Annotated in this window: 25 protein-coding genes, 2 tRNA genes and 1 pseudogene; 22 read left to right on the top strand and 6 right to left on the bottom strand. The window is 35.5% G+C overall.

The genetic code is table 11. The features are described 5' to 3' along the window. Positions 1-2: 2 nt before the first annotated feature. The gene (locus G9F74_RS09925; RefSeq protein WP_000782780.1) at positions 3-830 is read right to left on the bottom strand and encodes a 5'-nucleotidase, lipoprotein e(P4) family; all 828 of its coding nucleotides are present in this window, start codon (positions 828-830) and stop codon (positions 3-5) included. A gap of 342 nt (positions 831-1,172) precedes the next feature. Between G9F74_RS09925 and G9F74_RS09920 the strand changes: the two genes are divergently transcribed. The 3 genes from G9F74_RS09920 to G9F74_RS09910 all read left to right on the top strand — a co-directional run bounded on the left by G9F74_RS09920 (position 1,173) and on the right by G9F74_RS09910 (position 3,836). Then, the gene (locus G9F74_RS09920) at positions 1,173-2,057 is read left to right on the top strand and encodes an ABC transporter ATP-binding protein (RefSeq protein WP_000058105.1); all 885 of its coding nucleotides are present in this window, start codon (positions 1,173-1,175) and stop codon (positions 2,055-2,057) included. A gap of 2 nt (positions 2,058-2,059) precedes the next feature. Further along, complete coding sequence (locus G9F74_RS09915; RefSeq protein ID WP_001224992.1) at positions 2,060-3,286, top strand: ABC transporter permease; 1,227 nt, start codon at positions 2,060-2,062, stop codon at positions 3,284-3,286. A gap of 118 nt (positions 3,287-3,404) precedes the next feature. Next, on the top strand, positions 3,405-3,836 hold the full coding sequence (locus G9F74_RS09910; protein WP_000512996.1) for an Rrf2 family transcriptional regulator: 432 nt from the start codon (positions 3,405-3,407) through the stop codon (positions 3,834-3,836). A gap of 59 nt (positions 3,837-3,895) precedes the next feature. Here the strand turns inward: G9F74_RS09910 and G9F74_RS09905 are convergent, their stop codons facing one another. After that, the gene (locus tag G9F74_RS09905) at positions 3,896-4,561 is read right to left on the bottom strand and encodes an aquaporin (RefSeq protein WP_000913214.1); all 666 of its coding nucleotides are present in this window, start codon (positions 4,559-4,561) and stop codon (positions 3,896-3,898) included. 141 nt (positions 4,562-4,702) lie between these two features. Further along, the gene (locus G9F74_RS09900; protein ID WP_001201643.1) at positions 4,703-5,668 is read right to left on the bottom strand and encodes a DMT family transporter; all 966 of its coding nucleotides are present in this window, start codon (positions 5,666-5,668) and stop codon (positions 4,703-4,705) included. A gap of 100 nt (positions 5,669-5,768) precedes the next feature. On the opposite strand from G9F74_RS09900, the gene G9F74_RS09895 reads away from it, so the two are divergent. Beyond that, positions 5,769-6,341, top strand: a complete 573-nt coding sequence (locus G9F74_RS09895) for a helix-turn-helix domain-containing protein (protein WP_016109147.1) — start codon at positions 5,769-5,771, stop codon at positions 6,339-6,341. A 68-nt stretch (positions 6,342-6,409) separates the two neighbouring features. Here G9F74_RS09895 and G9F74_RS09890 read toward each other — a convergent pair whose 3' ends face one another. Then, on the bottom strand, positions 6,410-6,595 hold the full coding sequence (locus tag G9F74_RS09890; RefSeq protein ID WP_000038412.1) for a PspC domain-containing protein: 186 nt from the start codon (positions 6,593-6,595) through the stop codon (positions 6,410-6,412). A 189-nt stretch (positions 6,596-6,784) separates the two neighbouring features. Here G9F74_RS09890 and G9F74_RS09885 point away from each other — a divergent pair, with 189 nt between their 5' ends. The 5 genes from G9F74_RS09885 (at position 6,785) to G9F74_RS09865 (ending at position 11,399) form a co-directional block, all read left to right on the top strand. After that, positions 6,785-8,026 carry an amidohydrolase family protein gene (locus G9F74_RS09885; protein WP_016109146.1) on the top strand — a complete coding sequence of 414 codons (1,242 nt, stop codon included), beginning with the start codon at positions 6,785-6,787 and terminating at the stop codon, positions 8,024-8,026. 98 nt (positions 8,027-8,124) lie between these two features. Continuing rightward, positions 8,125-9,420, top strand: coding sequence for a purine/pyrimidine permease (locus tag G9F74_RS09880; protein WP_000792689.1), 1,296 nt, complete (start codon positions 8,125-8,127; stop codon positions 9,418-9,420). Positions 9,421-9,585: 165 nt separating this feature from the next. Next, a complete protein-coding gene (gene gerE / locus G9F74_RS09875; protein WP_000659484.1) occupies positions 9,586-9,810 on the top strand; it encodes a spore germination transcription factor GerE in 225 nt (74 codons plus the stop codon). Positions 9,811-9,917: 107 nt separating this feature from the next. After that, on the top strand, positions 9,918-10,580 hold the full coding sequence (locus G9F74_RS09870) for a type 1 glutamine amidotransferase domain-containing protein (RefSeq protein ID WP_016109145.1): 663 nt from the start codon (positions 9,918-9,920) through the stop codon (positions 10,578-10,580). Between the two features lie 180 nt (positions 10,581-10,760). After that, positions 10,761-11,399 carry a TetR/AcrR family transcriptional regulator gene (locus tag G9F74_RS09865; RefSeq protein ID WP_016109144.1) on the top strand — a complete coding sequence of 213 codons (639 nt, stop codon included), beginning with the start codon at positions 10,761-10,763 and terminating at the stop codon, positions 11,397-11,399. Positions 11,400-11,442: 43 nt separating this feature from the next. Here the strand turns inward: G9F74_RS09865 and G9F74_RS09860 are convergent, their stop codons facing one another. Further along, positions 11,443-12,132 carry a type 1 glutamine amidotransferase domain-containing protein gene (locus G9F74_RS09860; protein WP_016109143.1) on the bottom strand — a complete coding sequence of 230 codons (690 nt, stop codon included), beginning with the start codon at positions 12,130-12,132 and terminating at the stop codon, positions 11,443-11,445. A gap of 219 nt (positions 12,133-12,351) precedes the next feature. Between G9F74_RS09860 and G9F74_RS09855 the strand changes: the two genes are divergently transcribed. From G9F74_RS09855 to G9F74_RS09815, 9 genes are all read left to right on the top strand, one after another. Further along, positions 12,352-13,683, top strand: coding sequence for an MFS transporter (locus tag G9F74_RS09855; RefSeq protein WP_000503390.1), 1,332 nt, complete (start codon positions 12,352-12,354; stop codon positions 13,681-13,683). A 256-nt stretch (positions 13,684-13,939) separates the two neighbouring features. After that, positions 13,940-14,746, top strand: a complete 807-nt coding sequence (gene racE / locus G9F74_RS09850; protein ID WP_000773999.1) for a glutamate racemase — start codon at positions 13,940-13,942, stop codon at positions 14,744-14,746. 180 nt (positions 14,747-14,926) lie between these two features. Then, positions 14,927-15,973: a GerMN domain-containing protein gene (locus G9F74_RS09845; protein WP_001126732.1), complete on the top strand. Its 1,047-nt coding sequence runs from the start codon at positions 14,927-14,929 to the stop codon at positions 15,971-15,973. Positions 15,974-16,101: 128 nt separating this feature from the next. After that, on the top strand, positions 16,102-16,839 hold the full coding sequence (gene rph / locus G9F74_RS09840) for a ribonuclease PH (protein ID WP_001261767.1): 738 nt from the start codon (positions 16,102-16,104) through the stop codon (positions 16,837-16,839). A gap of 11 nt (positions 16,840-16,850) precedes the next feature. Further along, positions 16,851-17,459: an XTP/dITP diphosphatase gene (locus G9F74_RS09835; RefSeq protein WP_016109142.1), complete on the top strand. Its 609-nt coding sequence runs from the start codon at positions 16,851-16,853 to the stop codon at positions 17,457-17,459. Between the two features lie 13 nt (positions 17,460-17,472). Beyond that, positions 17,473-17,976, top strand: a complete 504-nt coding sequence (locus G9F74_RS09830) for a metallophosphoesterase (protein WP_000645514.1) — start codon at positions 17,473-17,475, stop codon at positions 17,974-17,976. Between the two features lie 109 nt (positions 17,977-18,085). Then, positions 18,086-18,159, top strand: a tRNA-Gly gene (locus G9F74_RS09825). Position 18,160: 1 nt separating this feature from the next. Then, positions 18,161-18,234, top strand: a tRNA-Arg gene (locus G9F74_RS09820). Positions 18,235-18,646: 412 nt separating this feature from the next. Next, positions 18,647-18,847, top strand: a complete 201-nt coding sequence (locus G9F74_RS09815; RefSeq protein ID WP_000090056.1) for a hypothetical protein — start codon at positions 18,647-18,649, stop codon at positions 18,845-18,847. Between the two features lie 84 nt (positions 18,848-18,931). On the opposite strand, the gene G9F74_RS09810 is transcribed toward G9F74_RS09815, so the two are convergent. Beyond that, entirely contained in the window at positions 18,932-19,546 is a 615-nt protein-coding gene (locus G9F74_RS09810) for a PH domain-containing protein (protein WP_016109141.1), read from the bottom strand. A 113-nt stretch (positions 19,547-19,659) separates the two neighbouring features. Here G9F74_RS09810 and G9F74_RS30665 point away from each other — a divergent pair. The 4 genes and pseudogenes from G9F74_RS30665 to tig all read left to right on the top strand — a co-directional run. After that, positions 19,660-19,772: pseudogene (locus G9F74_RS30665) on the top strand (group I intron-associated PD-(D/E)XK endonuclease); the annotation flags it as partial. Between the two features lie 288 nt (positions 19,773-20,060). Beyond that, entirely contained in the window at positions 20,061-20,309 is a 249-nt protein-coding gene (locus G9F74_RS09805; RefSeq protein ID WP_001983650.1) for a hypothetical protein, read from the top strand. A gap of 198 nt (positions 20,310-20,507) precedes the next feature. Further along, the gene (locus G9F74_RS09800; protein WP_000358251.1) at positions 20,508-21,506 is read left to right on the top strand and encodes a hypothetical protein; all 999 of its coding nucleotides are present in this window, start codon (positions 20,508-20,510) and stop codon (positions 21,504-21,506) included. Positions 21,507-21,815: 309 nt separating this feature from the next. Further along, positions 21,816-23,093 (top strand): trigger factor, encoded by a 1,278-nt coding sequence (gene tig / locus G9F74_RS09795; RefSeq protein ID WP_000729257.1) that lies wholly within the window; start codon positions 21,816-21,818, stop codon positions 23,091-23,093. Positions 23,094-23,095 lie beyond the last annotated feature (2 nt).

Here is a 23,095-nt window from a genome sequence, read left to right as displayed (position 1 = left end):
TTTTATTTTGCTTCAAATGATTTTAAGTTGTCACGACGGACTTTATCTTTTTCCGTATCTGATTTTTTGAAATCATAGTCATACAAAGCTCCTTCCCAATCGCCGTACATTGGATTAGGGAAAATGATGAATTTCTCACCAAATTGTGCTTTTGAATCTGCAACTGTTTGATTGCGATCTTTTACCGATTTACCATCAAAACCAGTGAAATCAGATAAGTTATCACCGAAGAATAAGACAATATCATGTGTTTGAGAAACGAGTTCACGGCGTTTCTCTTTCCCTTTTTCTTTCGGATCTTGTAATAATATATGTTCTTTCGTTGCTTGAGGAGCACCTACGCGCTCAAGATTTTTAATAGTCGCATCTAGTTGGTTCGTTTTACGATTTGAGATGTAGTAAATATCTACACCTTTAGACTCTGTATATTTTAAGAAATCAATTGCGCCTGGAAGGGCTTCAGCTTCAGCCTTATTAATCCAATCATCCCATTTGTAAGGATAGCCTTTTCCTGTCTTTACACTCATTGCTTGATGAGGACTGTTGTCTAAAACAGTTTCATCTAAATCAAGTACGATAGCAGGTTTTTTTGCTGTCCCTTTTGCAAGAGCTGCATCCAGCTTCAATTGACCGATATTGTACCCTTGGTAGTAAAGTGCTTTCGTTTCACCAGCTGTTTGATACCATAAATCAGCCATTAATTGCTGTTCTGTTAATTTTACTTTTTCTTCTTTGGCCGCTGTTTTCTCTGTCGTTCCTGAACATGCTACAAGCGATGTAGATAGAACCGCTACAGATAATAAAGTGGTAATGCCCCTCTTCATCTTCATATGTATCCTCCTTGATGTTAGAAAATCATCTTATATTATATATTAAAATATAAAAATTTTTTATGAACATTTGCATATTGTCTTTTGTATATATAGTAGTGTGTCCTATATTAGAAAGATGAGCAAAATAATGATAGTCATTTTGACAGGTTTTATTGTCGTAATGACAATTATAATTGACAAATAAACCTTTGTTATTTACAATTTTAACTAAATAGAACAAATGATGGATTAAAGGTAATGTTATATATAAGAGGATGAAGCGTAGTGCTATATTTTATCCTAAATAAACATAATCTTTGAAAGAGAGTACGAATGATAATAAAGGGGAGGCTTTATACTTTGAGTTTACAAATTCAAAACTTAACGAAACTATTTGGGGAATCAAAAGCAGTTAACGGTTTGCAAATTTCGTTACCAAAAGGTGAAGTGCTAGGATTACTTGGACGAAATGGTGCAGGGAAAACAACTACAATCAAAATGCTTCTCGGATTATTAACGCCTAATGAAGGCTCTATTACATGGGATGGAAAATCATTTGGGACTAGTGGGGTAACGATTGGTTATTTACCAGAAGAAAGAGGTTTATATACAAAAAGTAGAGTAATAGACCAGCTGCGATATTTTGGTAGATTAGAAGGAATGACGAAAAAAGAAGTAGATCTTGCCATTGACCACTGGTTAGAGCGATTAGCAATTCCAGAATACAAATTTAAAACGGCAGGAGAGCTTTCAAAAGGGAATCAGCAAAAAATTCAATTAATTGCTGCTCTTCTTCATAATCCTGAACTTCTCATCTTAGATGAACCGTTTAGCGGACTTGACCCAGTCAATGCTGGGATGTTAGCTAGCATTATTGAAGAACAAGTACAGAGCGGGAAGACAATTATTTTATCCAGTCATCGTATGGAACAAGTAGAAGCTTTTTGCCAACATGTATGTATTTTGAAAAAAGGCGAAGCAGTTGTCAAAGGACAGTTAAGTGATATTAAGAAAGAATATGGTTTCCGTAATTTAACGATTGAAGATACAGCAGAGAATGAAAAGGGATTAGAAGCTATACATGTTTCATATGAAAAACAACAAGGCCTTCTTTATATAAAAGTACAAGACGATGCAGAAGCTCTAAAGATTTTACAACAATTGCAAGAACAAGGTGTTACCTTGCGTCAATTTAAAATGTTAGAGCCGACGTTAAATGAAATCTTTGTAGAGAGGGCGAAATAACGATGCGTAAATTTTCTCATGTATTTTCATTTTATTTTAGAGAAGCGTTTTTATCTAAAAAATCATTAATTACGAGTGCGATATTATTTTTAGTTGTATTTGGGATTTTTGCATTTAATCATTTTACTTCAGGGAATGATAAAAGTAAGGATAAAGATAAAATTGCAGTTGTAACAGAAAGTTCCACATACAACGTACAAAAAGAAGAGTTAACTAAGCTATTACCATCAGCAAAAATAACGGTTGGTTCAAAAGCAGATTTTGATAAACTGCATAAACAAGTAGAAGACGGTGAGCTGGATGGTTTGTTTCATGTAATAGAAAAGAATGGAGCTCCAGAGGTTACGTATATGTATAATGGATTTCCTAGCCAAGCAACTTCTGCAATCATGGCAAGTTATTTCAAACAACAATATACAATGGTGACAATTGCAAAGCATAATGTTTCACCAGAAATTGCACAGCAATTGCAAACTGAAATTTCAGTGAAACAAGAAGCAATAAAAGATCGCTCTTCTTCTTTCGGAATTGCCTATTTCTTTACATTTGCTTTATATATGTTTATTGTCGCGTTCGGAAATACAATTGCAATGAATATTGCATCAGAAAAGGCGTCACGTGTAATGGAAGTCATGCTGCCGAAAGTAAAACCGCTTACGATGATGTATGCGAAAATATTAGCAGTTGTTTCAACAGCTTTATTACAACTGGTCATATTAGCGTGCGGTTATCTTATTCCTTATTTGTTAGGGTGGGTCGATTTAGAAAACGCCTCATTATTTGGAATTCCAATTGACTTTACAAAATTAGATGCAAAAGTTATAAGTATGTTCCTTGTTTATTTCATTACGGGATATTTACTTTATGCGATGATGTACGCTGCAGCTGGCGCTGTTGTTTCTAAGACGGAGGATTTACAAGCTGTATCTTTCCCGATAATGATTTTAATTATGGCTGCATTCTTCATTAGTATTAAATCATTAAGTGATCCGAATAGTACTATCGTTGTTGTAAGTTCTTACGTTCCGTTCTTTACACCGATGGTTACCTTCTCACGTATTGTAGCCGGTGAAGCAGGCATGTTAGAAATTACGATAACATTAGTAGTCTTATTGGCGACGATTGGTATATTAAACGCTGTTACAAGTCGTATCTATGTAAATGGTGTAATGAATTACTCAGACAAAGTGAAATTTAAAGATTTAGCAAAATTTATTAAGCGTCAATAATGAGAGAAAAGCATGATTTTCTATTGAAATCATGCTTTTTCTTTATGTATAAATTAAAAATAGTATATAATAGTAAGGGTTGTCTTTTAATAGAATGAATACAAAGGAGGGTGTGCAGATGGGAATTAGTAGTCGTTTTACAGTAGGTGTTCATATGTTGACTTTACTTGCGATAGATCGAAACTCTCGCTGTACCTCTGAATGGATTGCTGGTAGTGTGAATACAAATCCAGTTGTGATTCGTCGCATTACAGGAATGTTGAAGAGAGCAGGACTTGTTGATGTACAAGCCGGTAAAGGTGGTACGACACTTGCTCGTGATTTAGAAGAAATTACATTACTTGATGTATATAAAGCAGTGGAAGTTGTAGAAGAAGGACATCTATTTTCCTTCCATGAAAATCCCAACATTGAATGTCCAGTAGGAGCTAATATTCAATCAGTATTAGAAATTATTTTAATGCAAGCGCAAGAAGCGATGGAAAACGTACTTGCAAATGTAACGGTAGAGCAATTAGTTACAAATTTAAAGTCTAAAATAAAAGAATAAAAAAGCGAGCTTCCTCATAATGAGGGCTCGCCTTTTTTTATTCAGAAATATTGAAAATTCTATTTTTCAGTATTTAAAATGAATTTACCTACGATAGCTGCTACGATACCACCAAGAATTGGTGCTACGATGAATACCCATAGTTGAGAAAGTGCTTCTCCACCAACAAATAAAGCTGGTGCGATACTACGAGCAGGGTTAACAGATGTTCCAGTTAAAGGAATTCCTAATAAGTGAATTAAAACTAATGTGAAACCAATTACTAGTCCCGCTAAAGAAGAACTTCCTTTTTTACCTGTTACAGCCATGATAACTAAAATAAATACGAAAGTTAAAACGAACTCAACTAAAAATGCTCCAGATAAACCAAGAGTTCCGAAACCATTTTGTCCTAAATTATCTAAAGGTGTTTTAGCAGAGCGTAAAATCGTTACTAACGTTGCAGTTCCTAATAAACCACCTAAAATTTGAGCTAATACATAATAACAAAGTTCCATAGCGTTCATTCTTTTGTTAATGAACATAGCTACCGATACTGCTGGGTTAATGTGACATCCAGAAATTGTTCCAATGCTATATGCCATAGCTACAATAGATAGACCGAAAGCCATAGCGATTCCTAATGTTCCAATTCCTTCAATTCCGCCGCCAGTGACAGCTACTCCAGTTCCGAATAATACAAGTACAAATGTACCAATAAATTCAGCGATTGCTTTTTTTAACATAATTTACCTCCTATTAATGCGCATGAAACGTATTATAACATAGGTTTTCGTATAAACAGCCAATGAAATACTATTCTGATAAGGCGAAATAGGGGGACAATAAAAAAGATATGGTTCTATGAAGAAGAACCATATCTTTTGTTATGCTGACTTTTTCTGTTTAATGACTGGAACAGAACGGTTTAAAATACTATTTGCAACCATTCCTAACATAATAATAATCATTCCAAATAGGGAAAGGCCACCAGGGAATGAACCGTTCAAGAACACAATTTCACCAAGTACTGTAAAGACCATCGTTCCAGCTTGTGTTGCTTCAACGGCACCAAGTAAAGCGAGGTTGTCTTTTGCTAAGTCAGTGGCAAAGAAAAATGTCATCGTCGCAATGACGCCGGAACATAAAGCTAACAAAAATCCTTGCAGCATTTGGCTGGATGTTGGAATACCAGTAGTAGAAAATCCGTATATACCAAGTAAAATTGTAATAGGAAGACTGCCTATTGCCATTCCTAATACACGCTGGAATGTATCAAGACGTCCCCCCACAAGTTCCATCATTTTTCGGTTGCCGAACGGATATAAAAAAGCAGCTAATACGACAGGTAAAAACCCTGAAATGAACTGAGTTATTGTAATGTGTCCAGCTGCAGTTGTTTGCATACAAATTACACCTAGTAAAATAAATAATGCTACATATAAACTACGAAGCGGAATTTTTCCGCGTACAAGTTTTGTACCTGACTTCGTTTCTATTTTTACGAAAAATAGTGGTGATAAAAGTAAACCTGCTAATATCGTAACTTGCCAAGTTCCGGCAACGAGCCAAGCCGGAGAGAAGACAGCTGCGAAACTTAATAAAGAATAGAAACCAATCCCTGCAACGGAACCCCATCCGATCCATGCGAATGGATGTTTTTTTAACTCTGCCCATAACCCACCTAAGTTTTTGCGAAATAAAACGATAAGGAATAAAATAGGGAGAGCGAATAAAAAGCGGAAGGAAGCTGTCCAAGCCCAGCTCGTTCCAGATACATTCATTGCTCTATTAATAATAAAAGTTGCAGAAAAAAAGGCTGATGATAAGAGGCCTAATAATATTGCACGCATGAAATATAACACTCCTTTTGGAAATAAATAATTATGTATAGTATAATATACTTTAAGATAATAAAAGTAAACTATTTTATAATTTAAGGTGGTTTTATAGATGAAAGAACATGAAGATATGCAAACGAAAGAAGTCATTCAGCAAGTAGGTCAGCTATTAAGACAAATTCGAAATGAACAAAAATTAAGTTTAGAAGAATTAGCCCAAAAAACAGGAGTTAGTAAATTAACATTAGGGAAAATTGAGAGAGGTGAAACGAATCCAACGTTAGCTGTCATTTGGAAAATAACGAAAGGGTTATCGATACCTTTATCGAGATTAATGGTTGTTGGAGAACCTGTAGCTGTTGCGCGCTGCGGAGAAGGATTTGCAGTAGATGTAGGACAAGTATGGCATTTAGAAACGATGTTCCGTTACACGAAAGAAACAGGGATGGAAATGCACCGTGCTTGTTTAAGAGCGAATAGTATATATGAACCGGAAGCTCATCATGAAGGTGCTATTGAGCTTGTAACGGTAATGAAAGGGAAAGTATCCATTCAAGTGGAGAATGATGTATACGAATTAAACGAGTTTGACTCCATTCAATTTGAAGCGAATAAGAAACATAGCTATAAAAATGAAGAAGATGAAGTGGCTGTATTACATTTAACGATGAAATACTCTTCATGAAAAAATCACCTATAGAATTCTATAGGTGATTTTTTATATGCTCTTCTTAAGTATAGGAAGTGATGCCATTAGTACGAACGTGGCATAAGTAATAAACAAATAAAGTAAACTAAAAATCCCGTTCCAAAACATAAAATAGCAATGACCCAAAGGATACGAATGAGAGTAGAACTAATATCAAAATATTCTCCTAAACCACCACATATACCAAATAGCATTTTATCAGTTTCGGATTTACATAATTTTTTTGACATATAACGATCAACTCCTTTTTTATATGAAGCTATATACTTCTATTCTATATGGAAATTTATGAGAAGACTATGAGGTTGTATTACATTTTTTTAGAGAAACGATCATATTAATTGTCTTAATTTTCAGTGGATATTAAACTTATAGTAAGAGGTATGAGGCGATTTTTAATAAAGGGTGGGGAAATAGAAATGACAGTATATTGGTTGACTAATGTAATGCTTGAATCAAGGTATACATATGAAGAAGGGGCAATTTCACGAACAGAAACAGAATTATGTAGTTTACTCATTGAAGATGGACGAATTAAAAAAATTATAGAAGGGATTGTTCAAGAGGACGGGATAGTAACTCTTGATGCGAATCGCTTATTAATTTTGCCGTCTTTCGAAGAGATGCATATTCATATTGATAAAACATATTATAGTGGGCCTTGGAAAGCTTGTATGCCAGCAGACAGTATTTTTACACGTTTTAATGAGGAAGGGAAGATTTTGCCAAAGCAATTAACAACTGCTCAAGACAGGGCGGAAAATATGCTAGAGTTACTACTTCGAAATGGTACAACGAATATTAGAACGCATTGTAATGTTGATCCAATTATTGGACTTCATAATTTGGAGGCGACGTTAGCTGCATTAGAAACATATAAAAATCGGATGTCTGGTAGAATCGTTGCTTTTCCGCAACATGGATTATTGCGCAGTAATTCTGTACAACTTGTGAAAGATGCGATGCGTATGGGTGCGAATCTAGTCGGTGGAGTGGATCCAGCTACAGTGGATAATGATATCGAAAAATCATTACATACGATTATGGATATCGCAGTAGAATTTAATGCAGATGTTGATATTCATTTGCATGATGCGAATAATCTAGGAACGTTTACGATGAAGAGGTTGGCAAGCTTAACAGAAGAAGCAGGGTGGCAAGGTCGTGTAACAATTAGTCATGCGCTTGGACTTGGTGGTGTTACTGATAAAGAAGCTGAAGAAGTGGCAGAAAGACTAGCAGCTTTAAGTATTGATATTACTTCAACGGTGCCAATTGGTAAACAAGTAATTCCAATTCCATTATTAGATAAAAAAGGTGTTAAAGTTTCATTAGGAAATGATAGTATTACAGATCATTGGTCGCCGTTTGGAACTGGCGATATGCTTCAAAAGGCAAATCGATTAGCAGAGCGTTTTGGGTGGAGTGACGAAAGGTCTTTAGGAAAAGCACTTCGCTTTATTACGGGAGGAAAAGAAACGTTAAACAAGGAAGGGAAACGAGCTTGGCCAAATGTAGGAGATGAAGCGAGCTTTGTTTTAACGAATGCAACATGTACTGCTGAAGCGGTAGCGCGTCAAACAGAAAAGCGTTTAGTCGTGTATAAAGGGGATATTGTTGTTGGAAGTTTAAATGAGGTGGAATTAAATAATCTTGTGTAGAAGAATCGTTTAAATAATTTGAGGAGGGTTCTAATTGAGAATATAGAACTCTTCTTTTTTATTCTTACAATATATTTCGTATAGGAAAGCTAGAAGGGATGAAAAATTTGGACAATCAACATAACCAAAATCATATTATGGGAACTTTGCAATGGTTTATATTTTTATTAGCGAATTCAATCGCACTACCAATTGTCGTTGGTGGGTTATTTCATCTTACGACGGAAGAAATATTTTATTTAATGCAGCGTACGTTTTTTGTAGTTGGTATATCTTCTTTTTTACAAGGATGGATTGGACATAGACTACCAATTGCGGATGGGCCAGCTGGATCTTGGGTTGGTGTATTTACCGTACTTGCTTATGCAACGGCCGGACAGGATCAATTACATAGTACACTGCAAATTTTGGAATTAGGAATGATCATTTCCGGTGTTATTTTAATAGGATTAGGAGTAACTGGTTTTATTGGACGTATTTTATTTTTATTTACGCCGGTTGTGACAGGGACGTTTTTACTTTTATTATGTTTACAATTAAGTGGTGTATTTTTAAAAGGAATGCTAGGAATTACAGCTACTATTTCTCAAATTGATGGATTTACAGCAATAATCGCGTTTAGTATATTTCTGTTCGTTATTATACTATCTAATTTTGGAAAAGGTTTCGTTAAAAGTTATGCCGTTTTAATAGGATTAATTAGTGGGTGGATTATTTTTCTCATTGCAGGGAAAGTGACAATCCCATCTCAAGTAACTCATTTTGTGCAACTTCCACAAATATTTGCTTGGGGTCTTCCAAAGTGGAATACAGGGATGGCTGTATCGAGTTTCGTTATGGTATGTATTTTAGTTTCAAATACAGTGGCAGCTATTATAGCGATTAATCAAGCTACGATTCATAAAGCGACTATTGAACAAAAACAGTTGAAGGATGGTACGTGGGTTGGAGGGATTTCACATATCATTTCGTCCGTATTTTCAACTGTAGGTGTCGTGCCGCTACCGGCGACAGCGGGATTTATACGTTTAACAAAACAAAAGTATATACGATCGTTCTTACTAGCATGTATATTACTAGTCGTAATGTCGCTGTTTCCGAGTATTATTCGTTACTTAGCATCGTTGCCATCCGCTGTCGCATCTGCAGTGTTAATGGCTTCGTTCGTACAGTTAATTGGAATTGGATTTAATAATATAAAACAAGTGCCGATGAGTGAAAGGAATATAACGATTTTAGGCGTTGCAGTATTATTTGGCAGCGGCGTTATGTTTTTACCGTCTGGAGCACTCCAATCATTGCCGTCTGTTATGCAATATATATTCGGGAATGGTTTATTTGTAGGTACAGTTGTAAGTATATTGCTAGAACAAATATGGCGTACTGGAAAGTAAGTGGATAAAAAGAGTGTCCGCACTGTATAAAAGTCTAAAATAACATAGGAAATAAAGCCCATTTTTATTCACCACCTGCACATTTCGTTCATACAATATCTTGACTAAATAAACACCCAACTTACACATACACAGCTCTGGCTTAAGCAAGGAGGGTTATACCAGTTGAAGGAAAAAGCGTATCAATCTAAACCTTTACTCACAAAGAGAGAGAGAGAAGTATTTGAATTACTGGTTCAAGATAAAACAACGAAAGAAATTGCAGGTGAACTTTTTATAAGTGAAAAGACAGTTCGCAACCACATCTCAAACGCAATGCAAAAGCTAGGGGTTAAAGGACGTTCACAAGCAGTTGTTGAGCTTCTTCGCATGGGAGAGCTCGAACTATAAGAAAGCAGCCGACTTTTATAAAAAGAGTCGGCTATTTTTCTGTTTGTTTCACGTGCTATATGAATGATAAAAACGTTTCATACATAAATAGGTAATAAGGAGGGGATATGTTGAAAAGGATACTGTTAGTTTCAACAAGTGCTCATGATATGAATGGACACCCGACTGGTTTGTGGCTGGAAGAGCTCGCAGCTCCTTATCTTTTATTTAAAAAAGCTAAGTTCGATGTTGATATTGTTTCTATAAAAGGCGGAAGAGTGCCGATTGATAGAGTATCTATTCCGAATGGCATACCTCGTGAATTTAAGCATGTCGCTTCTTTATTGCAAAATACGAGGGTGATTTCAACTGTCCATTCTTCAGAGTATGATGCGGTATTATTTGGTGGTGGACACGGGGCGATTGTAGATTTTCCAGGTAATCCATATGTAGCAAATTTAATTGAGAATATGTATAACAATAACCGGATTGTAGCGGCTGTTTGTCACGGGGTAAGTTCTTTAGTTGGTGTGAAAAATAAAGATGGTTCGTTTTTTGTTGCCGGTAAGCGTATAACAGGTTATACAAACGATGAAGAAAAAGCTGTACATTTAGAAAAGCGAGTTCCATTTTTGCTAGAAAGTAAATTGAAAGAAGAAGGGGCCTTGTTTTATGTAGCTCCTAATTTTACGCCACATGTTGTAGTGGATGGTCGTTTAATTACAGGGCAAAATCCGCAGTCTAGTGTGGAAATAGGTAAAGCTATAAGAAGAGCTGTAAATAAATTATAGAAAAAATACCCGCTACTAATAAAGGGAGCGGGTATTTTATTGCGAAAGGAATATTTTTTGTATAGTGTAGATTGAAAATACAATAAACTAAAAAGACATAATGAGTATAATAACTTCATTTATAATCATTCATGAATTTGCTATACTATTTTGTATGAACAAAAGGGGAGGCTCTTTTAAATGGGAAAAGTTGCGTGTGCAAATACTTATATTAATAAAATAAAGCCTATTATTCGAAAAACGAGTTTTAGCCAATTAAAAATAGATGAAATCGCGAAATATATGGATATTAGTAAAGCTACTTTATATAAACGTTTTTCTTCGAAAGATGAGATTATTGAAGCGGTAGTAGAGGATTTCATAAACTATCTTCTTGAAGGTGATGCGGATAATCAAGATGAAAGTCTGTCCTTTGCAGAACGTTTCCAAAAGACGTTTATCCATTCTTTAAAATGTGTGACGTATATTTCGGATATCTTTTTGCAAGATTTGAAAGAAGCGTATCCGCATTTGTCAGATCAGTTAGTCGCTGCACAACAAAATCGTAATCGTAATTTACAAATGTTTTTTGAGTCGGGTATGGGACAAGGATACTTTAATAAAATGAATGCGCAATTATTTATGGTACAAGATGATGTGATGTTAAGGCGTATTATAGATCATTCTTTTTGTATTCAATACGATATTACGTTAAAGAAAGCGATACTGGATTTTTATCAATTAAAGAAGTATCAACTTTTTAAGCCGGAGTATATAGAAGCAATTGATGATTCTGAAATTGAAAAAGAAATTATTGCTATTTTGCAAATGATTTCGTAAAAAAGCAGGTTTTCCTATACGAATGGAAAACCTGCTTTTTTTATTACATGTTATTTTTTACGTGTTGTAATACGAATTCAGCTACTGGGCCACCTGAAGCCGGATTTTGACCAGTGATAACACGATTATCTTCTACAGCGTAAGCTTCCCAAGGCTGCGCAGCTTTTTCGTAAAGCCCTCCATTTTTAATGAGTTCATCTTCTGTTAAAAATGGAACAAATTGATCCAATCCAGCTAGTTTTTCTTCTTCATTTGAGAATCCTGTTACTTTTTTACCGCTAATTAAACGTTCCCCATTACTTAATGTGATATGAAATAAACCAGCAGCTCCGTGACAAACAGAGGAAACAATTCCGCCATTTTCATAAATGTTGCGGCTAATCATTTGAAGTTCTTTATTTTCTGGGAAGTCCCAAATCACACCGTGACCGCCTGCGTAATAAATAACAGCGTAGTCTTCTGGATTCACTTCACTCGGTTTCATTGTAGAACCGAGACGATTCATAAACTCTTTCTTTTGATACCATTCCCAATCGATGCTCTCCGCCATTGCTAAACTATGCGGATCAATCGGTGTATAACCACCTTGTGGGCTGACATAATCTACTTCGTAACCAGCTTCTTCAACTTTTTTAACGAAATGGACGGCTTCACCAAGCCAAAGCCCAGTAGCTCGATTTAAATTTGGATATTTTTCTACGCTCGTCAACACAACTAACATTTTTTTCTTCATCATAATCCTCCTGTAATGTTTCTTCTATATAAAAGTTCTTTATTTACTTCATTTTATTAAGTTAGAAATTGCAAATTTGAATAACCATGTCAGTCCTCCTTATATCGGATTCGAAATTAGTGTATAACAATTTTTGAACGAAGTAAACTAAAAACACTAAATTAGTTTACTTTGTATATTTTTCATTTGCAGTTACTACAATCAGGAGAGGTGTTACACATGGGGGAAGATATAAGTAACCATTCAAAATGGTTTGTTTTCACATTATGTTTTATCGTTTTATTAGGACCGATGAACGCGGTTTTATTTAATGTAGCGTTAGAAGATATTGCTAGTGATTTGTCGATTAGCCAATCGAAAGTCAGTTGGGTTGTAGTAGGGTATTCCTTAGTTGTCGGTATTGGTTCGATAATATATGGGAAACTGGCGGACCGTTACAGTGTAAAAAAACTATTAATAACTTCCATTATCATATTTGTAGCTGGTTCAATTATTGGATTTGTAAATCAATCTTATGCGATTGTCATTTTCGCAAGATTAGTGCAGGCGAGTGGGGGAGCGGCGTTTATTGCGCTTAGTATGATTGCGGTGGAAAAATTAGTTAATCCTGCTAAGAAAGCGGGTGTGCTAGCAATGATTAGTTCTTCTATTGCATTAGCAGTTGGTATCGGTCCTTTAGTTGGTGGAGCAATTACGAATACGTTAGGATGGCCGTATTTATTTTTATTTATGGTTATTTCAATGATTGGTATTTTCTTGCTTGTAAAATTTATGCCAGAAGAGGTGCAACATACCGATGAAGTGTTCCGCTTTGATTTCATTGGAGCAGTTTTATTATTTGTATTGATTACGACCGTTTTATTAGGTGTAAATATGAATAGTTGGCTATTTGTGCTATCTGCTGCTTTCTTATTTTTATTCACGGTTCGTATGAAGAACGCGGAGAATCCCTTTATTGATATTGAGTTATTTACGAATAAACCATTTCTGCGTTTAATTGCGGTTGGATTTATAATTAATGTGGCGCTATGTGCTAGTTTGTTATTATTACCATTACTGCTAGGGAGAGAGCATAGTTTATCTCCGTTCGTTATCGGGATTGTATTGTTTGTTGCATCTCTCTTTGGTATTGTATCTAGTTTTGTTACCGGAAAGATTGTTCCTTCGTTTGGGAATGTGAGACTGATTAATGTAGCGTCTGTAGTTATGATCGTTGGTTTTTTAATTTTAGGGCTTATTCCGAAAGGGAGCTTTATTGTTATTTTAGTAGCGATTATTTTAACATTTATGAGTTATTCAGCTATTCAAGTATCATTAAACACATTTATACCGAAAACATTACATCCAGCTAAAGTTGGATTGGGACTTGGTTTATATAATTTAATTAACTTTTTCGGTATGGCATTTGGACCAGCTGTAGCGAGCAAAATTATGGAGTCTACAAATAGTTATCGTTTGAATTTTAGTTTAATCGTCATTTTAATTTCTGCTCATTTCTTCTTATTAATAGGAATGTCTTCTTTCCAAAAAAAAGATGGAGCAATAAAGTGAAACTTTAATTAGTGGGGGTCTTACTGCCCGGCAAATAGCGAGGTAAATATGCACTTTATATAGAAGAAACCGACTTTCGTATAGAAGGTCGGTTATTTTTCTGTCTTGCAAATTATGAAAAAAAGGAGCAAAATAAAAAAGGTCCTAGTCTATACAGGTACAAATGAAAATTTTCATACAGAAGCAGTTTAAGTGAGCGAACTTAAAGTGTGTAAAATATAATGATAAAATAAGATGATGAATGAGAAAACGGGTGATGAAGTTGAATAGAGCAATCGGTGTTATCGATTCAGGAGTTGGTGGTTTAACTGTAGCGAAGGAATTAATTCGTCAGTTGCCGAAAGAGCGTATTATATATTTAGGGGATACAGCGCGTTGCCCTTATGGTCCACGTTCTCGAGAAGAAGTGCGTCAATTTACGTGGGAAATGACGGAGCATTTACTAGATTTAAATATCAAGATGTTAGTTATTGCGTGTAATACAGCAACTGCGGTTGTATTAGAAGAAATGCAGAAACAATTACCAATTCCGGTAGTGGGAGTTATTCACCCAGGATCACGTACAGCTTTAAAAGTGACAAATACGTATCATGTTGGGATTATTGGTACGATTGGAACGGTGAAAAGTGGTGCATACGAAGAAGCGTTAAAGTCTATTAATAACCGTGTTATGGTAGAAAGTTTAGCATGTCCGCCTTTCGTCGAACTTGTAGAAAGTGGGAATTTCGAAAGTGAAATGGCGTATGAAGTTGTAAGAGAAACATTGCAACCGCTGAAAAATACCGATATTGATACACTTATTTTAGGTTGTACACATTATCCAATTTTAGGTCCTGTTATTAAAAAGGTAATGGGAGATAAAGTGCAACTAATTAGTTCTGGTGATGAAACAGCGCGTGAAGTAAGTACAATTTTATATCATAGTAAAATGTTGAATGAGGGAGAGGAACAAAGTGATCATCTCTTCTTAACAACAGGGAAAATAGGCCTATTTAAAGAAATTGCATCAAAATGGTTCGGTCAGCCGATTGAAAATGTGAAGCATATTCATTTAGAAGAATAATAATAGAATTCATATAAGTGAACCCCTGAGAAATTAGGGGTTTTTTGTTTATCCCGCTATTTGCCGGGCAGTAAGACCCTGCTGATTAAAGTTTCACTTTATAAGAAGCACAGCTTGTTCTAAAACGTGAAATAGCTCGTATACATAATAGTACAAACTTAGTTTTTAGGGGGGAAAGGCATGCCTAAATCCACTTTTAAATGGGTTATTGGTGCTACGGTAAGTGCTGTTTTATTAACAGGGTGCGGCTTCATAAATCAGGAGAAAGCTACCGAACAAATTGATCCACCAAAAAAAGTTACGTATACAGATGGTGAAAAGAAAGGGACGGCTAAAAATAAACAAGGGCAAACGATAAATAGAGAAATATACTTAGTTGATAAAAATGGATATGTTGTACCGCAAACAATCGCAATGCCTACTCCGAAAGCGAATGAAGTAATACAGCAAACGCTAGAATACCTTGTGAAAGATGGGCCGGTAACTGATTTATTACCGAATGGGTTCCGTGCAGTCATTCCAGCAAATACATCGATGACTCTAGATTTGAAAAAAGATGGGACAGCAGTAATTGATTTCTCTAAAGAAATGAAAAACTATGCAAAAGAAGAAGAGCGTCAAATTGTTGAGTCAGTAGCGTGGACTTTGACTCAATTTAAAGAAATAAAACAAGTGCAGTTTCAGATAAATGGTGAAAAGTTAGCGAAGATGCCTGTCGCGGGTACACCGCTTGGAGAAGGGGTGAGTCGTGCGAATGGTATTAACTTTGATGATGAACAAGTGGCAGATGTAACAAATACAAAACCAGTTACGCTTTACTTTATGGCGCAAAATAATGATAAGCAGCAATATTATGTACCGGTAACACGCCGCGTTGTAGAGGGAAAAGAAAATGATTATGCAACCATTATAGATGAACTTGTAAAAGGACCGATTCATCAATCGCTCCTGAATGATTTTAACCCAGGAGTTAAGCTTATTACGAATCCAAAATTGCAAGACGGAAATCTTACATTAAACTTTAATGAAAATATATTTGTAAACCCAGATAAAAATATGGTTTCAAATTACGTATTGAAGTCGTTAGTTTTATCTTTGACAGAAAAGAAAGGCGTAAAAAGTGTTTCTATTGAGGTAAATGGTAAAGCAAATCTTATAGATGAAAAGGGCGGAAAGTTAATAAAACCTGTAGATCGTCCAGAAAACGTGAATACAGGTAGTTTTTAATCGTGGATAATTTGATATACTTAAGTAAGAAAGGGGAATTGCTTTTTGGGTTCCCCTTCTTTTATTGTATACATATCATACATTTAAATTTGGCTATACTAACAAGTAGTTATGAGGAGGTTATTTTTATGCGAGTAGATGGTAGAGAGAAAACAGAATTACGCCATATACATATTCATACGAATTATTTAAAACACCCAGAAGGATCAGTATTAATTGAAGTTGGGGATACAAAGGTAATTTGCTCAGCGACAATTGAAGAGCGTGTCCCACCGTTTATGCGCGGGGAAGGAAAGGGCTGGGTAACAGCTGAATACGCGATGATTCCGCGTGCAACAGAACAACGTACAATCAGGGAGTCAAGTAAAGGGAAAGTAACTGGACGTACAATGGAAATCCAGCGTTTAATTGGACGAGCATTACGTGCGGTAGTTGACTTAGAAGCACTTGGCGAGAGAACAGTTTGGATTGACTGTGATGTTATTCAAGCAGATGGTGGAACGAGAACAGCTTCTATTACAGGTGCATATGTAGCGATGGTATTAGCGTTTGAGAAGTTATTACAAGCAGAAAAAGTATCTAAAATTCCAGTAAAAGATTATTTAGCAGCAACGTCAGTGGGAATTGTGGAAGAGCAAGGTGTTGTTTTAGATTTAAACTATGCAGAAGATTCTAAAGCGGACGTTGATATGAACGTGATTATGACTGGAAAAGGTCAGTTTGTCGAAGTGCAAGGAACTGGAGAAGAAGCGACGTTTAGCAGAACACAGTTAAATGAACTACTTGATGCTGCGGAACAAGGCATTTTCCAACTAATTGACATGCAAAAAGAAGCGTTAGGTGACATCGTATCTCATATAGAGTAGAGGTGGAAAATATGAAACAAGTTGTTGTTGCGACAAAAAATATGGGGAAAGTGCGTGAGTTTGCTGAGTTATTTGAGCGCTTTGATTTAGAAGTGAAATCATTACACGATTTTCCTCATATTGAAGAAGTCGAAGAAACTGGTGAAACGTTTGAAGAAAATGCAATCTTAAAAGCAGATAGTTTGAGTAGACAGTTGGATTCTATCGTAATTGCGGATGATTCAGGTCTGATCGTAGATGCTTTAAACGGAAAACCAGGCGTGTATTCAGCTCGGTTTGCAGGAGGGCCGAAAGACGATCAAGCGAACATGGATAAAGTGTTACAAGAATTAAATGGAATTGACTTTGAAAAACGTAAAGCGCGTTTCTACTGTGCATTAGCAGTTGCATTCCCAGAAGCGGATAAAGAACCGGTCATTGTGAATGGAACGTGTGAAGGGTACATTTTAGAACAGCGCCGCGGGGAAAACGGCTTTGGATATGATCCAATCTTTTATGTAGAAGAATATAAAAAAGCGATGGCAGAACTAAGTTCAGATGAGAAAAATGCCATTAGTCACCGCGGACGTGCTCTTCGTAAGTTAGAAGAAAAAATTCCGGAATGGTTTTTAGGAGAATGAGGGAGAGAGATTGATGAAAGCTTTAATCGTAAGCGATAGTCATAGCTCTGTGAAGGAATTACAGCAGTTAAAAGAGAAATATGAAGGGAAAGTAGATGTCATGATCCATTGTGGTGATTCGGAGTTAACGCCTGCTCATGAAGAACTGCAAGGTTTCCATGTTGTAAAAGGAAATTGTGATTATGCTAACTTTCAAGATGAAATTGTAACTGACGTAGATGGCATTCGCTTCTTAGTTGTGCATGGACATCGTCATAACGTGAAAATGACTTTACAAACGTTAGCGTACTATGCAGAAGAAGTGGGGGCACAAGTTGCATGCTTCGGACATTCTCACGTATTAGGTGCGGAATTTATTGATGGAGTTTTATTTATCAATCCAGGAAGTATTTTATTACCACGTCAGCGTGTAGAAAAGACATTTGCCTTATTAGAAATGAATGAAAAACATATAGATGTTCGCTTTGAAACATTAGACGGACAACTAGTTGAACAAGCAGTTTTTAAAAGAGGATAAGAAAAATTATCCTCTTTTAAAAAAGGTGTTGACTTTATGTATGGATATACATATAATAAATATTGTCGATAGGGCAACAGCGCTAACGAAGAAAAATAAAATAACATATGCGGGTGTAGTTTAGTGGTAAAACAAGAGCCTTCCAAGCTCTGGTCGAGAGTTCGATTCTCTTCACCCGCTCCATGTCCCAGTAGCTCAGCCGGATAGAGCATACGCCTTCTAAGCGTACGGTCGGGAGTTCGAATCTCTCCTGGGACGCTAAGAAAACCTTGTTATCTTTTGATAACAAGGTTTTTTGTTTGTCTAAAAATTGATGTATGTGCAAGAGGTGTAAAAAATATAACGTAACATATAATAATTATTATATACAACAGATTAAAGTGCATTAAGAAAAGAGCGCCATTTATGCGCTCTATTTCTCTTGTTTAATTTAAAGAATCAATAGGCTTATGATGGAACTTAAATCCATATCTATATTATCCCAATTGTTCACTTAGAGTGTTATAAAACTTTTTATCATTCTAGTACGATTGAGCACCCGTTATCGAAACTTATCCCCGACAGTGTGTTACAATTAATAGAAGCGGAAAACGAGAATCTCCAATTGACTGGACGTGTGATTGGTTGGACAGTTTAAGAAGGTTGTATAAAAAAGGGAGATGGCGCAAAGATGGCGAGAGCAAAAGAGAATGATTTAACGGAGAAATTGGCAGAAGGTCAACGGAAATATGGTGACGGCAACTTTACAATACAGAACATCGGTGATGAAACTAACCCGAATTGGACTGTCGTAAAAAATGTGAGGAAGGGATCGGCAGGCATTCGCGAAGAGGAAGATATATTAAGACTGCGATCAAAATATATAAAATAGTACGGAAATGAGCGGGCCGAGAGTTCGAACCTCTCCTGGGACGCTAAAAAAACCTTGTTATCTTTTGATAACAAGGTTTTTTGTTTAGTTATTAATAAACTTCTCAAAGACAAAACCATAATCTTTCACATTATATTGTTTTTTCGTATCAACGAGCCAGTTAAAGGCGATTTCATTCATCTCTTTAAATTGCTCTGCTAAATTTACTTGTGCATTTGAGATACGGCTAAAAGCGTTAGATGCCATATCTAGACTTTTATGTGCATACTGCAATGTAATATCGTTTTCGTATGAAATTTCTTCTATTTTAAGTAAAGCCTTATATAAATCTTTTAATTCTTCAATGTGTTTTTTATGAACATCAATTGAATAATGCTCATCTCCCATTTGAAACTTAATTTCTACATCTAAATCAATCGTTCCGGCAGTTTCAAGTGCTACGTTTTTAATTTGATATTTACTATAGCTAAAGCGGCGTAGTGTACGTTTTTTACTTGTTGCGCTTGTGCCATCTAGGTGGATTAATCCTTTGTTTGTGAAACAATATTCATCTGATTTTGATTTAATTAGAAAATAAATTTTCTCTCCATCTTCATGCATCAAGTAATCATCAGCATCAACCTTATCGTAATCTTTCGGTGTAATGACAGACCCTACATCGCTTAGTCCTAATACATCTGCAGCCATTTTTTTAAACATATATAATCCCCCTTTTAAATTCTTAATTATACAAAAATATATTAACATGATTTTAACAAAATGTTTTCTTGTAAGGCGAAAATATTTGAAGGTAAGTTAAGAAAAATAACGAATATTATTTCGATCCTAAATTATTTAATAAATCCATTAGTTTGAGAGTTGATTCTCCGAAAAATTATCAAGAGAAAAGGTTAATGTTGCAAGTGATTATAGAGAAATTCCATGAAAGCACCTCAAGCGATAGGAGGTGTTTTTCTAACCCTTTTGAAATCTTACAATTCTGTAAGGTAACTGTAAGGTAGTTCGATGGTAAGAATTTGCTAATCTTTTATAATGAAGGTAACAACGATAAAACGAGGAGGAAGAAATGATGAAGGGATTAGTTGTAACAGGCTTAACAGTTGCTTTTGGATTTGTAGCGTATGAGAAATTAACGTATGTAGTTGATGTTGTAAAACATTTAATCGCTTAGTAAAAAAAACTACCATGAGAGGGAAAGGGAATGAGTGAATGAATGGAATGGTTATTTGGAATTATAGGTACTTGTAGTGTAGTGTTATTGTTCTTTGTCCCGAGTGGTATACTTAGTTCGACAACGAGTTTGTTTTTCTTAAGTTTGTTTGCTTGCACGATGCTTATTATTATGTTTTTAATGAAGCGAAGTAAGCCAATCTTCTATTTTAGCATGATTGTTATGGCAATTATTGTTCTCCAAATTATTACCCTTGTAATATACCCCACAATTATAAAAGCTTTCCATTAATGATGAATCCTCTGCGTCTGTTGCTGAGGATTTTTATTTGTATAATTTTGATTTTTTAATAAAGATTTAGCTGTATTGAAATATAAAAATAGAATATTTTTATATTTCAAACAAAAGGTTTTAGATTGTTGTGTTCTTATTACGCATTTGATATATTTACTTTGAAGATCATTAAAATCTAGAAAAAGAGGCGGACGTATGGATAAAAAAGAAAATACGGTCGTATTGTTTCCGCAACTATCAGAACGCTATATTGATGAAGGCTTTTTAGCGCTGAAAGAGCGGGAATTCGAAGATGCATTGCGCTGCTTTGAAATATTACGTCAGTATAATGCAGAAACGGAACAAACGGAATTAGCTTCCGTTATTTGTTTGCTGGAATTAAAACGTATGGAAGAAGCGAAAGACAAATGTGAACAGTTGCTTGAAACAGGAGCTGTCTTATTTGGTGATATTCTTGAAACGTATGTGACGATTTTAGTTCAAACAAATGATTATGAAGGCGTTATTGAAACTGTTGAAAAAGTTTTGCGAACGAAAGATATAATGCCTGAGCAAAAGGAAAAATTAGCGCAACTCGCTTTATTTGCAGAAGGTATGCTAAATGAAGAAGACACGTCGCTAATTGATTCAAATTTCGAATTGGATGAATTTACTAAGGAGATTTTTGGAGAAAACTTTGGGCAAAAGCTGAGAGCGATTCAACAGATTTCGTTAAAAGACTTGGATCTCGCATTACCTGTTTTAAAGAAATTTTTAATAGACGAAAAGCAACATCCTTATTTGAAAACTTCTATTTTGTATAAAATGATAGAAAATCAAGTAGAAGAAGAGATAGAAGTAGAAAAGTTTGGAAATAGGGTTAAAGTGATTCCAGCATTTACAGGTCATAATGAGGAGCAATCCGATAACATTATACATACATTATCAAGCCGATTGGAGCAAAATTATCCCGATATATTTAGTGCGATGGTTGTATATTGGAAAGAATTACAAATTAGCGTTTTCCCATTTGCACTATTAATGGATAAAGTAGAGATTTGGGCTGCTGTTTTAGAGAGAATTGGAAGAAAACGTTTCGGATTGGCTATTGATGAAGAAGAACTTATGACAGCATATAATATTGAATTAGAAGAGTTTCATATTGCCTATCAATGGTTATTGCGTGTTGAAAGAGAAGGATATTTGCCCGTATAATTATGAAAAAGAATCGTTCAGTTCTTGAAACGAGCATATTCTATGTTATAATGTAAGGGTTGCAAAAGGCAGAAATCTGCCTGTTTGTAAGAGAAGAGAAGTGTAATTCTCTTACTTAATATGTTTCATATTAGTCTCGAACAAAATATACCGTAGTTGTCTTTTAGACAACTAGTAGATTGGAACATTATATCTGAAAGCATTTGCTAGAGGATTATTTGTACATTTATTATTTCGAAAGAGAGATAATGAATATTTTGATCTATAAAGGTATGTGCATACATTATTATAGTTGGAGGGAAAGAATAAATGGCTGCAAAATGGGAAAAATTAGAAGGTAACGTAGGCGTTTTAACAATTGAAGTTGATGCTAAAGAAGTAAACAACTCTATCGACGCTGCGTTCAAAAAAGTAGTAAAAACAATCAACGTACCAGGTTTCCGTAAAGGAAAAATGCCTCGTCCGTTATTCGAACAACGCTTTGGTATCGAATCTTTATACCAAGATGCTTTAGATATCATCTTACCAAAAGCATACGGTGAAGCAATCGATGAAGCTGGTATCTTCCCAGTTGCTCATCCTGAAATCGATATTGAGAAGTTCGAAAAAAATGCTAATCTTATCTTCACTGCAAAAGTTACAGTGAAACCTGAAGTTAAATTAGGTGAGTACAAAGGTTTAGCAGTAGAAAAAGTTGAAACAACTGTAACTGACGAAGATGTAGAGAATGAAGTAAAAGCTTTACAAGAGCGTCAAGCTGAACTAGTTGTTAAAGAAGAAGGAACTATTGAAAATGGTGATACAGCTGTAATCGACTTCGAAGGTTTCGTTGATGGCGAAGCATTTGAAGGCGGAAAAGGCGAAAACTATTCTCTTGCAATCGGTTCTGGTACTTTCATCCCAGGTTTCGAAGAGCAAGTAATTGGTCTTAAATCTGGTGAGTCTAAAGACGTTGAAGTATCATTCCCAGAAGAGTACCATGCTGCTGAATTAGCTGGCAAACCAGCAACATTCAAAGTAACAATTCACGAAATCAAAACAAAAGAACTTCCTGAGTTAAACGACGAGTTCGCTAAAGAGGCTGACGAAGAAGTTGCAACTCTTGATGAATTAAAAACAAAACTTCGTACAAACTTAGAAGAAGGCAAAAAGCACGAAGCTGAGCACAAAGTACGTGACGAAGTAGTAGAATTAGCTGCTGCTAACGCTGAAATCGATATTCCAGAAGCTATGATCGACACTGAGTTAGATCGTATGGTTCGTGAATTCGAGCAACGTTTAAGCCAACAAGGTATGAACCTTGAGCTTTACTACCAATTCACAGGTACTGATGCTGACAAATTAAAAGAGCAAATGAAAGAGGATGCACAAAAACGTGTAAGAATCAATCTTGTTCTTGAAGCTATCATTGAAGCTGAAAACATCGAAGTTACTGAAGAAGAAGTAACTGCAGAAGTTGAAAAAATGGCTGAAATGTACGGTATGCCAGTAGACGCTATCAAGCAAGCTCTTGGAAGCGCAGACGCTTTATCTGAAGATCTTAAAGTGCGTAAAGCTGTAGACTTCTTAGTAGAAAACGCTGCATAATA

Source organism: Bacillus sp. EKM202B, from assembly GCF_011066025.1.
GTDB classification, from domain to species: Bacteria; Bacillota; Bacilli; order Bacillales; family Bacillaceae_G; genus Bacillus_A; species Bacillus_A toyonensis.
The sequence above is the reverse complement of the archived record's forward strand: the minus strand, read 5'-3'. Positions and strand labels throughout refer to the sequence as shown.

Coding starts and splice junctions, on each gene's coding strand:
- G9F74_RS09870 (WP_016109145.1), top strand. CDS start 9,918: ATGTTGAAAAGGATACTGTTAGTTTCAACAAGTGCTCATGATATGAAT.
- G9F74_RS09860 (WP_016109143.1), bottom strand. CDS start 12,132: ATGAAGAAAAAAATGTTAGTTGTGTTGACGAGCGTAGAAAAATATCCA.
- G9F74_RS09880 (WP_000792689.1), top strand. CDS start 8,125: ATGAAAAATTTGGACAATCAACATAACCAAAATCATATTATGGGAACT.
- G9F74_RS09900 (WP_001201643.1), bottom strand. CDS start 5,668: ATGCGTGCAATATTATTAGGCCTCTTATCATCAGCCTTTTTTTCTGCA.
- tig (WP_000729257.1), top strand. CDS start 21,816: ATGGCTGCAAAATGGGAAAAATTAGAAGGTAACGTAGGCGTTTTAACA.
- G9F74_RS09915 (WP_001224992.1), top strand. CDS start 2,060: ATGCGTAAATTTTCTCATGTATTTTCATTTTATTTTAGAGAAGCGTTT.
- G9F74_RS09855 (WP_000503390.1), top strand. CDS start 12,352: ATGGGGGAAGATATAAGTAACCATTCAAAATGGTTTGTTTTCACATTA.
- G9F74_RS09890 (WP_000038412.1), bottom strand. CDS start 6,595: ATGTCAAAAAAATTATGTAAATCCGAAACTGATAAAATGCTATTTGGT.
- G9F74_RS09830 (WP_000645514.1), top strand. CDS start 17,473: ATGAAAGCTTTAATCGTAAGCGATAGTCATAGCTCTGTGAAGGAATTA.
- G9F74_RS09810 (WP_016109141.1), bottom strand. CDS start 19,546: ATGTTTAAAAAAATGGCTGCAGATGTATTAGGACTAAGCGATGTAGGG.
- G9F74_RS09895 (WP_016109147.1), top strand. CDS start 5,769: ATGAAAGAACATGAAGATATGCAAACGAAAGAAGTCATTCAGCAAGTA.
- G9F74_RS09815 (WP_000090056.1), top strand. CDS start 18,647: ATGGCGAGAGCAAAAGAGAATGATTTAACGGAGAAATTGGCAGAAGGT.
- G9F74_RS09925 (WP_000782780.1), bottom strand. CDS start 830: ATGAAGATGAAGAGGGGCATTACCACTTTATTATCTGTAGCGGTTCTA.
- racE (WP_000773999.1), top strand. CDS start 13,940: ATGAAGTTGAATAGAGCAATCGGTGTTATCGATTCAGGAGTTGGTGGT.
- G9F74_RS09835 (WP_016109142.1), top strand. CDS start 16,851: ATGAAACAAGTTGTTGTTGCGACAAAAAATATGGGGAAAGTGCGTGAG.
- G9F74_RS09905 (WP_000913214.1), bottom strand. CDS start 4,561: ATGTTAAAAAAAGCAATCGCTGAATTTATTGGTACATTTGTACTTGTA.
- G9F74_RS09865 (WP_016109144.1), top strand. CDS start 10,761: ATGGGAAAAGTTGCGTGTGCAAATACTTATATTAATAAAATAAAGCCT.
- G9F74_RS09805 (WP_001983650.1), top strand. CDS start 20,061: ATGGAATGGTTATTTGGAATTATAGGTACTTGTAGTGTAGTGTTATTG.
- G9F74_RS09910 (WP_000512996.1), top strand. CDS start 3,405: ATGGGAATTAGTAGTCGTTTTACAGTAGGTGTTCATATGTTGACTTTA.
- G9F74_RS09885 (WP_016109146.1), top strand. CDS start 6,785: ATGACAGTATATTGGTTGACTAATGTAATGCTTGAATCAAGGTATACA.
- G9F74_RS09845 (WP_001126732.1), top strand. CDS start 14,927: ATGCCTAAATCCACTTTTAAATGGGTTATTGGTGCTACGGTAAGTGCT.
- G9F74_RS09800 (WP_000358251.1), top strand. CDS start 20,508: ATGGATAAAAAAGAAAATACGGTCGTATTGTTTCCGCAACTATCAGAA.
- rph (WP_001261767.1), top strand. CDS start 16,102: ATGCGAGTAGATGGTAGAGAGAAAACAGAATTACGCCATATACATATT.